This is a genomic window from Mesorhizobium sp. LCM 4576 (genome assembly GCF_001854815.1).
Classification (GTDB): Bacteria; Pseudomonadota; Alphaproteobacteria; order Rhizobiales; family Rhizobiaceae; genus Mesorhizobium; species Mesorhizobium plurifarium.
In genome coordinates this window covers 25203-38897 of the sequence record NZ_MDDT01000020.1, presented here as the reverse complement: position 1 = coordinate 38897, position 13695 = coordinate 25203, and the positions used below count along the sequence as shown (strand labels likewise).

Here is a 13695-nt window from a genome sequence, read left to right as displayed (position 1 = left end):
ATGGTGAAGCTCTACGGTCAGACGCTTTCGCGCCRGCAGGTCGCCGAACGCTCCGGCATGCTGTCGCAATTCGCCGGGGTGCGGCTGATGACACTCGGCGACGGCGTCGAGCGCGGCATCCRCATGCTCGAATTCCGGACGGGCTCTGGGCTGCGCTTCACCGTGCTGGTCGATCGCGCGCTCGACATCGCCGATTGCGAGTACAAGGGCCAGGCGATCGGCTGGCATTCGCCGAGCGGTTTCCGCAACCCCGGCCTGCATGACTATGAAGGCGAGGACGGCTTCGCCTGGGGGCGGTCCTTTTCCGGACTGCTGGTCACCTGCGGCCTCGACCATATTCTCGGCCGCAACGAGGTGCCGGCCGAAAACTACAATTATCCCGGACGCAAGACCGTGACGCATTCGCTGCACGGGCGCATCGRCACCATTCCGGCGCGGCTCTCCGGCTATGGCGAAAGCTGGGACGGCGACCGCTGCGTCTTATGGGCGGAAGGGATCGTCCAGCAGGCGAGCGTGTTCGGCGAGGACCTGCATCTCATCCGCCGCATCGAGGCCGATGTCGGCGGCAGCGAGATCCGGCTCTCGGACCGCGTCGTCAACCACGGCTTCCACCGCACGCCGCATATGTATTTCTACCATGTCAATGTCGGGCATCCGCTGCTCGACGAAGGCTCGCGCTATCTGGCGCCGATCCGCGACGTGGTCTGGGCCGCGCATGCCGGCGAGCGCTACGAAGCGCAGAAGGTTGGCTACCGCACGGTGCCGGCGCCGCAATTGGGCTTCAGCGAGCAGGTCTGGCAGCATGAGATGGGCGCCGACAGCAAGGGCGAGGTGCCGGTCGCCGTCGTCAACGACCGGCTTGGCCTCGGCTTCGAGGTCGTCACCCGCAAGGACCAACTGCCCTGCTGCTATGAGTGGCAGAATTTCGAGGCTGGGCAGTATGCGCTTGGCATCGAGCCCTCGACGCACCATGTGCTCGGCAATCTAGCCGCGCGCGAGCGCGGCGAGATGATCTGGCTGGAGCATGGCGAGACCCGCGCCTATGACGCGGTGTTCCGCGTCCTCGACGGCAAGGATGCGATTGCCGATGCGGAACGAAGGATCGCGGCCATCGCCCGCCAGCCCGAGCAGGATTATCCTCAGCCCTCCGGCAATTTCCCAAGACTGGCGGGCAGGGCATGAGCGCGACATTTATCCATAGCAAGCCCTCCGGCCGGCGGACCGGATTGCCAGCGCTCAGTGAAGATTGGAGGCCGATGTGACGATGGCGAAGAAGCGCGACTACAGCCTTGTCGGCGAAAGCACGCGCCGGGCGATCGAGACCGGACTTGCGTCGGCCGAGTGGTACCACACCGACGTGGCGCGCAAGACCATGAAGGAATTGATGCAGCGCTCCGACGGGCCGGCGATCCGCGACACCATCATCTGGATCGCCGCGATCCTAGGCTCGGCGGCCGGCATCATCTGGTTCTGGGGCAGCTGGTGGATCGTGCCGTTCCTGTTCGTCTACGGCGTGCTCTACGGCTCGTCGAGCGACTCGCGCTGGCATGAATGCGGCCACGGCACCGCCTTCCGCACGCGCTGGATGAACGACGTCGTCTATCACATCGCCTCGTTCATGCTGATGCGCAACCCGGTGCAATGGCGCTGGAGCCATGCGCGCCACCACACCGACACCATCATCGTCGGCCGCGACGCCGAGATCGCGGTGATGCGGCCGCCGGACCTCATCAAGGCGGCTTTGGCTTTCACCGGCATCCTCGACTTCCGCTATTCGCTGCCGACGCTGGTGCGCCAGGCCTTCGGCACATTGTCGGACGACGAGAAGAGCTACATCCCAGAGATGGAGCAGCACAAGGCGGTGACCGCGGCGCGCTGGCACATGGCGGTATACGTCGCGACGATCGCTGTCGCGATCGCGCTTAAATCATGGATACCGCTGGTGCTGATCGGCCTGCCGCGCCTCTACGGCACCTGGCACATGGTGCTGACGGGGCTTTTGCAGCATATCGGGCTCGCCGACAACGTCACCGATCACCGGCTGAACACCCGCACCGTCTATATGAATCCGATCAGCCGGTTCATCTACTGGAACATGAACTACCATGTCGAGCACCACATGTTCCCGATGGTCCCCTACCACGCGCTGCCGAAGCTACATGAACTGATCAAGCACGATCTGCCGGTGGCGAACCCGTCGATGTGGCATGCCTATCGCGAGGTCTGGCCGGTGCTGCTCAGGCAGCTGAAATATGAGGACTATTATCTCAAGCGTGAATTGCCGCCGACGGCCAAGCCMTATCGCGGCGAATTCCATGATCTCGACATAACGGCCGCGGCCGCCGAATAGGCGTCGCGCGGCAATCCAAAAGAAAGGCCGGAGAAGGACGATGGCGGAGTGGATCGAAGCATGCGCGGTGGACGACGTGGACGAGGAGGATGTGATCCGCTTCGATCATGGCGGCCGCACCTTCGCGATCTACCGCTCGCCGGACGATGGCTTCTTCGCTACCGACGGGTACTGCACGCATGAAAAGGCCCATCTCGCCGACGGGCTGGTGATGGACGACATCATCGAATGCCCCAAGCACAATGGCCGGTTCAACTACAAGACCGGCGAGGCCAAGGGCGCGCCCGTCTGCGTCAACCTCAAGACCTATCCGGTCAGGGTCGAGGCCGGTAAGGTGATGATCGATATCGGCTGAAAGCCGCCAGACAAAACAGGATGTACCGATGAGCCGAAAGAGACCGACCGTTGCCGATCTGCGCGCCATGAAGGGCAAGCGGCAGCTTACAATGCTGCGCGTGCTGACTCTGGAGGAAGCCGAGGCCGCCGAGCGGGCAGGGGTGGACATCGTCTCGGTGCCGCCRGAACTGGTGCTCAACCCGCAATACCGCGATGCCGCGCCCAGCCTTTTCACCATGCCGGGCGAGAACTTCTTCGAGATCGGCACGGCGGACGATTTCGTGCGCTGGTCGTTCCGGCTCTACAAGGCCGGCGCCGACGCCGTCTATTGCAGCGCCGGCTACGCGACGATCAAGCGCATGGCCGACGACGCCATCCCGGTGATTGGTCACGTAGGCCTCATTCCTTCCCGCGCGACCTGGACCGGYGGCTTCAAGGCGGTCGGCAAGACCGCGGACACCGCCATGCAGGTGTTCGACGCGGTCAAGCAACTGGAGGCTGCCGGCGCGATCGGCGCCGAGATCGAGGTAGTGCCGGTGGAGGTGGCGAAGGCGATCTCCGAGCGCACTTCGCTGATCATGCTGTCGATGGGCGCGGGYACCGGCTGCGACGCGCAATATCTGTTCGCCGAGGATATTCTCGGCGCCAATCGCGGTCACATGCCGCGCCATTCGAAGGTCTACCRCAACTTCGCCGCCGAATATGRCCGGCTGCAGCAGGAGCGCATCGCGGCGTTTTCCGAATATGTCGCCGACGTCAACAGCGGCGCCTATCCGGAAGACAGGCACATCGTGCACATGGATCCGGACGAGCTCACCCTCTTCATGAAGAAGGTGGATGCAAAGCCCTGAATATTTTCAACCGGTTGCCGGTGGGCTTTGCCAAATTCCGCTGACGAGAGCGGCATAAAGGGCTTCGGCGTCGATGCCGAGCGGCCTGTCTTCCTTGAGCATCGCCACATGCGAGCGCACGGCCGCGTGGATCGCGCCCGTGGCCGGCGCGAGCGTCAGTCCCTCGCGCAAATCGACGGCCTGCGCCGCAGCCATCAGCTCGAAGGCGATCAGCCGCCGCCACAGCACGATCATCTCGGCGCATTTGGCGACGGCGAGCGGCGTCTGCGTGGCGTGATCCTCGACGCCCTCGGACACCGGCAGGAAATCGAGCATCACCGGATTGGCCTTGTGACGGATCGCGGCCAGGATCGCCGTCACCGTCTTCTGCAGCGGAACGAAGCCGGYAGAAGCGCCGCCAACCGGCGAGAGGTATTTCGGCAGGCCGTGGCGGGTCGAGCCGGTGAGTTGGACGAAGCGCGCGGCGGACGCCGCCGCGCATTGCGCGATCGCCAGGCCGAGCGTCTCGAAGGCGAGCGACAGCGACGCAGTGTGGAAGTTGCCGGTCGACATGACCAGCTCGTCCTCGGCCAGCACAAGCGGATTGTCGGCGGCGGCGTTGAGCTCGATCTCGACGGCAAGCCTGGCATGGTCGATCGCCTGGATCAGCGCGCCGTGGATCGAGGGCATGCAGCGGATCGACAGAGGGTCCTGGATGGTGGTCGGCGCCGGCGCTTCATCGCGCGCCAGCAGGTCACGCAGGGCCTTCGCCGCAAGCTGCTGGCAGGCGCCCGGGCGCGCCTGGTGCTGGCGCGGGTCGAGGATGGTGCGGTTGGCGCCGATGCCTTCCATCGTCAGCGCGCCGGCCTGCTGCTGCTGGTCGAGCGCCGACAGTGCATCGGTGAGCGCCAGCGCTCCGGTCCCGGTGGAAACCGCCGAGGCGTTGATCAGCGATAGGCCGTCCTTCGGCGAGAGTGTGACGGGCGCAAGCCGCGCCATCATCAGCGCCTTGGCGGCAGGCATGCGGCGGCCCTGATACTCGGCTTCGCCGTCGCCGATCAGCACGCGGGCGATCGCCGTCATCAGCAGAAGGTCACCGGCGCCGATCGAGCCCAGCGACGGCATCACGGGATGCACGCCGGCATTGAGCGCTTCGACCAGTGCCGTGAACACGCGCGGCGACAGGCCCGAGCCGCCGGCGGCGAGCATCGCAAGGCGGGCGAACATCGCCGCACGCACCACCGGCACGGGCAGGACCTCGCCGACCGCGGCGCTGCGGCCTTCGATCAGCTGGCGCTGGAAGGCGCTCGCGTCGCCTTCTACCGCGGTGACGAGATTGGCGCCGAGGCCCCTGTTCAGCCCGTAGATCTGTTGCCCGCCGGCCGCGGCGGCATCGAGGATCTGGCGAGCCTTGTCGAGCTTTTCGAGGACAGCCGGCGTGACCTCGACCTTGCAGGCGTTGCGTGCGACCGCAACCACATCCTCGATGCTGACGCCGGCGCCGGTGAGAACGAGCGGGCTCATGCGAAGCGCAGCCTCTGGCCGATGCCGTTTTCGCCGGCCTTGGCGAGCATGGCCTTGCCGAGCGCGATGTCGGAGAGCGAGAGGCCGCGATGCCAGAACAGGATCGTCTCGCCATCGCTTTGCCGGCCTGGCTTGAGGCCGGCGGCGATCTGGCCGAGTTCGGCGTGCAGCGTCGCCTCGCTAAGCCGCCCCGTCTCGACATGGGCGCGCAGCGAGCCGAATTTGCCGCCCTTGCACTGGCCCCAGTCGTCGACGACAATCTTCTGCATGATGTCGGTAAGCGACAGCTCGACCGCGCTCATCGTGCCGTAGGGCACGACCAGCGCGCCGCGCTTGATCCATTCGGTCTTGAGCAACGGCTGCGGTTCCGGCAGCCGCGAGGCTTCGACGACGATGTCTGCGCCTTCGACGCAGCTTTTCCAGTCAGCCACGGCCATGACCGGCTTGCCGAGGTCGGCGGCCAGCCTCGCGACAAAGCTATCGCGGCTTTCGGGCCGGCGTGAGTGGACGCGGATCTCGTCGAAATCGAAGAGATGGTCGAGCAGGCGCACGTTCCAGTAGGCGGTGCCGCGCGCGCCGATATGGCCGAGCACCTTTGACGACTTCTTCGCCAGATGCTTGGCGCCGATGGCGGTGACGGCGCCTGTGCGCATGTCGGTGATGACGGTGGCGTCGAGGATGGCGCGCGGCGCGCCGGTGCGCGGATCAAAAAGATTGAGGATGCCGAATTCCGACGGCAGGCCATGCATGTAGTTGTCGACATAGTCGCCGACGATCTTCACGCCGGCGGCGTCGAGCGGCGCCACATAGCCGCGCAGGACGTTGAAATGGCCGCGGAAGGAGGGATCCGRCTCGAGATGGACGCGCGGCTCGATAACGGTCCGGCCATTGCCCTGGGCGATGAGACCGGCTTCGACGGCGCCGATGATCTCGGCGTCGGTCATGGCAAGTGCCTCGATGTCGAGAGCATTGAGGTAGTCGATATAGATGGGCTTCATGCATCTCCCTCGGCCGGCCCGCGCTCTTCCATAACAGGCGGCGAGGCGACACGAAAGTTTGTTGGATAAGCTCTGAGCTGGTTCGGCCTTACGCTATTCAACCAAAGCGTCATGACCAACATTCCCGACAACGTAGCCGTGTCCCAACCCGCAAATTCCGCGCGGCGGCGATGCCTCTCCGGGTTCTGCCGGCCGATATCCGGGCCGAAGTTTCAAGTCATTCCACGAACGAATGACGTCGCGCCGGGCGTATTTCGCGGAGTTAAATTGCGTCGGCTCCGCCGACGTCGAACAGGCTCTTCCGCCGGCCGCGCGATCGCGGCAACGTATTGCCAAAAAGCGCAAGAGTTTCCGCCTATTGCGCCAGTTACGGCAATCGATGCGTCCACTCGGAAAATAGTCGGAGAGGCGCGGGTCTTGAACGCGGATTCATTTGACGAGCCGCTGTTGAGCCGATTAGCTTTCGTGCGGGATGGGGGCCGCCAAGGCCTTGCCATCGGGGCGAAAGACATAAGCGATGAATGCGATCGGCTGGCCGAACTGGAGGCGCCTTAATCAGGAGGGCATCGTCTTTGCCATCGCCATCCTTTTGTTCRCCGCCGCTGCGCTGGGCCTGCCCGGGTTCCTGACCGCCGACAATCTGGTCGCCATCGTCCGTTCGGTCTCGGTGCTCGGCATTCTGGCGCTCGGCATGGCGGTCGTCATCATCGGCCGCGGCATCGACCTGTCGGCCGTGGCGATCATGGCGATGTCGGTCGCCTGGTATCTGCAACTGCTCAACACCGGAACCTCGGATGGGCTGGCCTTCCTCTATGTGCTGGCGGGCGTTTTAGCCATCGGCCTGCTCAACGGCTTCCTCGTCGCCTATGCCGACGTGCCGGCGATCTTCGTGACCTTGGCCACCGGCTCCTTCGTGTTCGGCTATGTGYGCTCGCAACTGATCACGCAGGATGCCGTGCCGGTGCCTGGGKGACATTGGGTCGAGCTGCTCGGCGGCGTCCGCTTCCTCGATATTCCGGTCGAGGTGTTCGTCTTCGCCGGGTTGGCCTTCCTGGTCTTCCTGTTCCTGCGCTACACCAAATGGGGCCGCTTCATCTATTTCGCCGGCGACAATCCGGTCGCCGCCCGCAACATCGGCGTTCCGGTGCGGCCCATGCTGGTGCTGCGCTACGTGCTCTCGGCTTTTGTGGCCCTGATCGCCGGGCTTTTGACGGCGGCCAGCCTGCATTCGATCAACACCCGCATCGTCAACTCGACGCTGCTCTACGACATCGTGCTGGTGGCGGTGATCGGCGGCATCGGCCTTTCGGGCGGCAGGGGCGGGGTGCGCAACGTGCTGGTGGGGGCGGCGCTGATCGGCATCCTGCTCAACGCCATGACCATCATAGACATTCCGTTGCTCTACCAGAACCTGATCAAGGCGGCGATCCTGCTCGGGGCCATCATCGTCGACGGCATCAYCAATCCGCGCGACGAACAGACCGCGCAACAAGGCGACATTTAGAGCAGATGGGCCAGCCCATCTGCTCTGGGGGTACCCGGAGCGATCGCGACGATCGGCCGGCAATGAAAACCGAACCAGAGGATGTGACATGAAACTACTCAGAACATTGATGGCGGCCGCCACGGCGCTCGCCGTTACCGCCTTCGTGGCGCCGAGCTTTGCCGCCGACGATCCGGGCCCCGCAGCCTATGCCAAGGCGCTCAACGGCAAGCGCGTCATGCTGGTGCCGCTGGCGATGGGCTTCGACCTGGCGCAGGGCTGGGCGCATTACCTGAAGAAGGAGGTGGAGGCCTGGGGCGGCACGTTCGAGACCCGCGACCCGAACTGGGTCGTCGATGCCGGCGCGCAGGCGATCACCGATGCGATCGCTTCCGACACCCGGCCTGATGTTCTGATCATCCACGCGCCGGACCTCAACTCCTATTCGAAGCTGATGAAGAAGGCGCAGGCCGCCGGCACCTATGTACTGCTGGTCGACAACCCGGCCAATTTCCCGGCCGACGCATTTGTCGGCAGCGACTGGGACAAGCTCGGCCAGCTCGAGGCCGAAGCGGCGATCAAGGGCTGCGGCGAGAATTCGTCCAAGAAGATCGGGCTGGTGCAGGGCGACCAGGCGAACTCGTCCAGCCTCTACCAGTATGCCGGCATCATGAAAGTGCTGGAGAAGCATCCCGACTTCCAGGTGGTGGCAAAGCCGGATTCGAATTGGGACGCGACCACCTCGCGCAACGTGACGACGACGATGCTGCAGCAGCATCCCGACATCTGCTCGATCATCGACTTCTGGGACGGCGACGCCACCGGCGCCTCGGCGGCGATCCGCGACGCCAAGCTCGACGGCAAGGTGTTCCTGGTCACCACCGGCGGCGRCGAAAAGGCCGCCGATTGCGACAAGCTCGTGGACGGCACCTATGGCGCCGTGGTGATGACCGACCTTGCCCGCCAGTCGGGCGACATGAACGCCATCATCAAGTTCCTGCTGCAGAGCGGCCAGCCGGCCGGCACCTCGCACACCTACATCTACACGCTGGAGAAGGCGACGACCAAGGCCGATCTCAAGCCCGACAGCTGCTGGGACCTGAAGGCGCTGCAGGCCGAAGCGGCGGCGAAATAAGCCGCGCCGCCCGAGAGCATCCCACGAGGTGGCCGGATCGGTCCGGCCACCTCTTTTCCCATTGAGTGACAGCAGTAGCCGATGACTTTTCGTGAACGCCTCCAGGCCTGGCGCTACAATCTCGTGCCCGACCATCTGGTCGGCGAGATCCTGACCAAACGCTGGACCGACAACGCCATCCCATTCCTGGCGCTGGTGGCGACGCTTGGCGTGTTCGGCTCGATCATTCCGGGCTTCTTCAAGCTCACCTCGCTGCAGGAATCGACCCGCCAGCTCGGCGAGTTCTCGCTGGTCGTCATCGGCATGACCGTGGTGATGCTGGGCGGCGGCATCGACCTTTCGGTCGGTTCGATCTTCGCGCTGTCTTGCTTCTCAGCCGTCTACGTCTTCTTCATCCTCGAGCAATCCATCTGGCTGGCGCTGGCCGCGGCGCTTGCGGCCGGGCTCGTCTTCGGCGCCATCAACGGATACCTGGTCGGATATCTGAGGCTGCGCGCCTTCCTCACCACGCTGGTCACCTTCATCTTCGGGCGGGCGCTGTTCGACATCCTCGTCACTGCCTATGCCGCCGACGTGCAGCTTTCCCAAGCGAGCTCCGATGTGCTCGACTTCATCGGCGACGGCACGTTCTGGGGCCTGTCGGTTTCGGTCTGGCTGGCGATCATCCTTGCCATCGTCACGCATGTCGCGCTGACCCGCTCACGGCCGGGCTGGCATGTGCTGGCGGTGGGCGGCTCCCGGCGCTCGGCGCACAATGCCGGCATCCGGGTGCGCCRCACCGTGTTCATGACCTATGTCTTTTCCGGCTTCTGCGCCTCGATCGGCGGATTCCTCATCGCCTGCCGGTTGAGCGGGGCAGGGCCGGGCACCGGCCTCAATCTGGAAATCATGGCGCTGACGGCGGCGGTGGTCGGYGGCGTCAGCCTGGGCGGCGGACGCGGCTCGGTGGTCAAGGGCCTGATGGGCGCGATCATCGTGCTCACCATGACCAACGGCCTGATTCGGCTGGGCTACGGCACCGGCACCAACCAGATGGTGCTCGGCATCCTCCTGGCCGTCGCCGTCACCATCGACATCCGCTGGCTGAAGAACCGCCATAAGGTGCTGAACGAGGTCTATGTCGCGCCGGTCTACCTCAAGATGGGCGAGACGCAATCGGCYGCGCCCGGCTCCGRCACATCCTACGAACTCGACAATCGGCTCTCGGCCGCGGACCATATCGGGCTGGGCGAGCTGGAAGGGCCCGAGGACGTCATCCTCGACCGCGACGACCATCTCTATTGCGGCACCCGCCATGGCGAGATCGTCCGCTTCTTCGCGCCGGACTACAAGCGCTCCGAGGTTTTTGCCCATATCGGCGGCTTTCCGCTGGGCTTGGYCTTCGACCGGGACGGCAACCTGATCAGCTGTGTCGGCGCCATGGGGCTCTATTCCGTCTCGCCGGACCGGGATGTGAAGCGGCTGTCGGCCGAGACGGCGCGCTCCTGGACCTCGATCGTCGACGATGCGCGCCTGCGCGACCCGAACGATTGCGACATAGCCCCCGACGGCCGCATCTATTTCACGGATTCCACCAAGCGGTACGACGCCCACGATTGGGCGCTCGACTCGATCGAGAACCGCGCCACCGGTCGCCTTCTGGTCTATGACCCAAAGGACGGTTCGACCAAGACGCTGCTCGACGGCTATCGCTACACCAACGGTGTCTGCATGGCGCATGACGGCAAGTCGCTGTTCTTCGCCGAAAGCTGGGCCTGCCGCGTGCACCGCTACTGGCTGGAAGGGCCGAAGGCCGGCACAGCCGAATGCGTCATCCGCGACATGCCGGGCTATCCCGATAACATCAACCGGGCGTCGGACGGCAATTACTGGATGGCATGGCTCGGCATGCGGACACCGAGCTTCGACCTGTCGCTGCGCCATCCCGACATGCGCAAACGCATGACGCGGCGCCTGCCGAAGGACGAATGGCTGTTTCCCAACATCAACACCGGCGGCGTGGTGAAGTTCAACGAAAAGGGCGGCATCGTCGAGACGCTCGGCGATCTTTCCGGCAACGCGCATCCGATGGTGACCTCGATGCGCGAGCACAAGGGCTATCTTTTCGTCGGCGGCATCCTCAACAACCGCATCGGGCGCTACAAGATCGCCGGCGCGGACCCGAACTGGACAAGCCCCGCTTCCTATTGGGGGGCGAAGCCATGATCCTCGATCCGATCCTGGATGTCTTCCGCGGCAAGGCGGTCACCATACCGCCGCTCGACGGCGCCTTCCGTCCCAACACGCGGCTGGACGACCTGCCTGCTTTCGCCGAACTGACGGAACCGGACAATCTGCTGGCGGCCGGCGGGCGTCTGCTTGTCTCCAGCGGCAACGCCATCCTGACTGTTGCGGCCGGTTCCGAGCCCATCGTGGTCGAGACCTTTCAATCTTCCGTCACCGCGCTGGCGCTGTCGCCAGCGGGCGAACTCACGGTCGGATTGGAAAGCGGCAAGCTGCTCATTGCCGGCAAGGAGGTTTCGCTGCCGGCCGGGATCCGCTGCATCACGGCGCTCGCCTATGCGGATGACGGCACGCTGTGGCTGGCCAATGGCTCCAGTGAGCACGCGCCGTCGCAATGGGCGGCCGACTTGATGAAGAAGGGCGCGTCCGGCTCGCTTTGGGCGCGGCCGGCCGGCGGAGATTTTCGCAAGGCGGCCGACGGCATCGCTTTCCCATACGGGCTCTATCCTGCCGGCGGTGATGTGGTGGTCAGCGAGAGCTGGCGCCATCAGCTGGTCCGCTTCAGCGCGACCGGCAATCGCGCCACGGTGCTGACGCATCTTCCCGGCTATCCGTCGCGACTGGCGCCGGCCGGCGACGGCGGGGCGTGGCTGACGCTGTTTGCGCCGCGCAACCGGCTGATCGAATTCGTGCTGCAGGAAACGYATTATCGCCAGGACATGATCGACCAGGTGCCGCCGGCCTACTGGATCGCGCCGGCGCTGGCCTCCAACCGCAGCTTCCTCGAGCCGCTGCAATGCGGCGGCATCCGTACCATGGGCATCCACAAGCCGTGGTCGCCCAGCCGCTCCTACGGGCTCGTAGTCAGGCTCGACCGGGACATGCAGCCGCAATTCAGCCTGCACAGCCGCGCCAACGGCACGCGCCACGGCATCTGCAGCGTCGCGGAAAAGGACGGCCGCCTGTTCGTCGGCTCGAAGGGCGGCGATTGCGTGCTGGCGCTCGACGCAATCACGGGAGGTTTCTGATGGAACCGATCGTTCGTCTGGAGGACGTGACGAAAACCTACCGCGGCGTGCCGGCGGTGAAGAACGTCACGTTCGATTTGAGGAAAGGCGAGATCCATGCCCTGCTCGGCGAAAACGGCGCCGGCAAGTCGACGCTGACCAAGATCATCGCCGGCGTCGTCGACGCCACTTCGGGCAGGATGTTCCACAAGGGCGTCGAGACGGCTTACGCCTCGCCGCATGCAGCACTTGAAGCGGGCATCGCCATGGTGTTCCAGGAGACCAGCCTGGTGCCGTCGATGACGGTGGCGCAGAACCTCTATCTCGGCACGGAGAAATTCCTCAACCGGCTGCGYGGCACCTACATCTCGGCGCAGCAATTCCTGCAGTCGCTGAACTTCCCGGTCGACCCGAACGCGATGGTGGCCACGCTTGGCGCCGCCAAGCGGCAGATGGTCGAGATCGCGCGCGCCGTCCACCACAATGCCGAGATCATCATCTTCGACGAACCGACGGCGACGCTGACGCCGGAGGAGAAGCGCCATTTCTTCGCGCTGATCCGGAGGCTTAAGGCGCGCGGCGTGTCGATCGTCTTCATCAGCCATGCGCTGGAAGAGGCGCTGATGATCGCCGACCGCATCACCATCCTGCGCGACGGCGAACTGGTGATCACCGACGAGACATCGGCCTTTGATCGCGACAGGATCGTCGCCGCCATGGTCGGYCGCTCGCTGACGGGGCAGATCTACCGCCAGCGCGACGAGACGAAATTGCGCAAGGCCGGCAAGAAGGTGCTCTCGGTGCAGGACATCTCGATGAGCAACATCGTGCGCAACAATTCGTTCTCGATCTTCGAGGGCCAGATCACCGGCGTGTTCGGCCTGATCGGGTCGGGCCGCACCGAGACCTTCAAGATCGTCTCGGGCATCTACAAGCGCGACTTCCTTCGCGGCGGCGCGATTGAATTGGACGACAAGCCGGTGCGCTACCTGGTGCCAAGCGAAGCGGTGGCCGACGGCATCGTCTATGTCACCGAGGACCGCAAGAGCGAAGGCATCTTCGAGACGATGGGTATCGCCGAGAACCTGTTCGGCGGGTTGTTGGCCGCCGGCCGGGAAAAGGCTTGGGTGATCAACCAGCAGGAGATGCGGCAGCTTTCCGCCGAATGGACGAAGACACTCAACATCAAGGCGATCAACGACAATGCCCGCGTGGTCGAGCTTTCCGGCGGCAACCAGCAGAAGGTGGTGATCGGCAAGGKCCTGGTGCAGCAGCCGCGCATCGTCATCTTCGACGAGCCGACGCGCGGCGTCGACGTCGGCGCCATCGCCGAGATCCACCAGATCATCAACCGGCTGGCCGACGAGGGCCTCGCCGTCGTCGTCATCTCGTCCTACCTGCCGGAGATCATGAACCTGTCGGATCGGATTCTCGTCTGCCGCCAGGGCCGCATCGTCGAGGAGTTTTCGCCGGCGGAGGCGACAGAGGAGAAGATCATGTATGCGGCGGTGCACTAGGGTGTGGCGACGGCGGATGATCGCGCGGTTGGATCGAATACATGGAGATTAGCCGGGGCGTCTGTCATTTCGTCATCTACGGGCGGAGCAAGGAGCGAAGCGACGCGCGCAGACCCGAGGATCCATGCCGTTACTTTTAGGCGCCGCAACGGCCCAGAATTCTGCTCGGCTGCGCCCTTCGCGCGAGGTCACGGAATGGATTCTAGGGTCTGCGCGCGTCGCTTCGCTCCTTGCTCCGCCCTAGAATGACGATGCTGAGGCGCTTTGGCTAACCTCGCGGCCGCGTGTTGTC

General features: G+C 64.7%; 11 protein-coding genes. 9 read left to right on the top strand and 2 right to left on the bottom strand.

The genetic code is table 11. The features are described from left to right. The 4 genes from LCM4576_RS11190 to LCM4576_RS11175 all read left to right on the top strand — a co-directional run bounded on the left by LCM4576_RS11190 (nucleotide 1) and on the right by LCM4576_RS11175 (nucleotide 3537). A complete protein-coding gene (locus tag LCM4576_RS11190) occupies nucleotides 1–1182 on the top strand; it encodes an aldose 1-epimerase family protein (protein WP_071032170.1) in 1182 nt (393 codons plus the stop codon). Nucleotides 1183–1264: 82 nt separating this feature from the next. After that, nucleotides 1265–2350: a fatty acid desaturase family protein gene (locus LCM4576_RS11185; RefSeq protein WP_071032235.1), complete on the top strand. Its 1086-nt coding sequence runs from the start codon at nucleotides 1265–1267 to the stop codon at nucleotides 2348–2350. A gap of 40 nt (nucleotides 2351–2390) precedes the next feature. Continuing rightward, a complete protein-coding gene (locus LCM4576_RS11180) occupies nucleotides 2391–2705 on the top strand; it encodes a MocE family 2Fe-2S type ferredoxin (RefSeq protein WP_071032169.1) in 315 nt (104 codons plus the stop codon). Nucleotides 2706–2733: 28 nt separating this feature from the next. Beyond that, nucleotides 2734–3537 (top strand): 3-methyl-2-oxobutanoate hydroxymethyltransferase, encoded by an 804-nt coding sequence (locus LCM4576_RS11175; protein WP_071032168.1) that lies wholly within the window; start codon nucleotides 2734–2736, stop codon nucleotides 3535–3537. A gap of 6 nt (nucleotides 3538–3543) precedes the next feature. Here the strand turns inward: LCM4576_RS11175 and hutH are convergent, their stop codons facing one another. Together hutH and LCM4576_RS11165 are read right to left on the bottom strand one after the other, a co-directional pair. Next, on the bottom strand, nucleotides 3544–5040 hold the full coding sequence (hutH, locus tag LCM4576_RS11170; RefSeq protein WP_071032167.1) for a histidine ammonia-lyase: 1497 nt from the start codon (nucleotides 5038–5040) through the stop codon (nucleotides 3544–3546). Next, on the bottom strand, nucleotides 5037–6038 hold the full coding sequence (locus tag LCM4576_RS11165; RefSeq protein ID WP_071032166.1) for an ornithine cyclodeaminase family protein: 1002 nt from the start codon (nucleotides 6036–6038) through the stop codon (nucleotides 5037–5039). Before LCM4576_RS11165 ends, hutH begins: the two co-directional genes overlap by 4 nt. A gap of 517 nt (nucleotides 6039–6555) precedes the next feature. On the opposite strand from LCM4576_RS11165, the gene LCM4576_RS11160 reads away from it, so the two are divergent. The 5 genes from LCM4576_RS11160 (at nucleotide 6556) to LCM4576_RS11140 (ending at nucleotide 13403) form a co-directional block, all read left to right on the top strand. Then, nucleotides 6556–7542 (top strand): ABC transporter permease, encoded by a 987-nt coding sequence (locus LCM4576_RS11160; RefSeq protein WP_071032165.1) that lies wholly within the window; start codon nucleotides 6556–6558, stop codon nucleotides 7540–7542. Between the two features lie 88 nt (nucleotides 7543–7630). Further along, entirely contained in the window at nucleotides 7631–8656 is a 1026-nt protein-coding gene (locus tag LCM4576_RS11155; protein ID WP_071032164.1) for a sugar ABC transporter substrate-binding protein, read from the top strand. An 81-nt stretch (nucleotides 8657–8737) separates the two neighbouring features. After that, a complete protein-coding gene (locus LCM4576_RS11150) occupies nucleotides 8738–10861 on the top strand; it encodes an ABC transporter permease subunit (protein ID WP_071032163.1) in 2124 nt (707 codons plus the stop codon). Then, nucleotides 10858–11907 (top strand): hypothetical protein, encoded by a 1050-nt coding sequence (locus tag LCM4576_RS11145; protein WP_071032162.1) that lies wholly within the window; start codon nucleotides 10858–10860, stop codon nucleotides 11905–11907. The genes LCM4576_RS11150 and LCM4576_RS11145 overlap by 4 nt, the downstream gene beginning before the upstream one ends. Further along, on the top strand, nucleotides 11907–13403 hold the full coding sequence (locus LCM4576_RS11140) for a sugar ABC transporter ATP-binding protein (RefSeq protein WP_071032161.1): 1497 nt from the start codon (nucleotides 11907–11909) through the stop codon (nucleotides 13401–13403). Before LCM4576_RS11145 ends, LCM4576_RS11140 begins: the two co-directional genes overlap by 1 nt. The last annotated feature ends 292 nt before the right edge of the window (nucleotides 13404–13695 follow it).

Coding starts and splice junctions, on each gene's coding strand:
- LCM4576_RS11180 (WP_071032169.1), top strand. CDS start 2,391: ATGGCGGAGTGGATCGAAGCATGCGCGGTGGACGACGTGGACGAGGAG.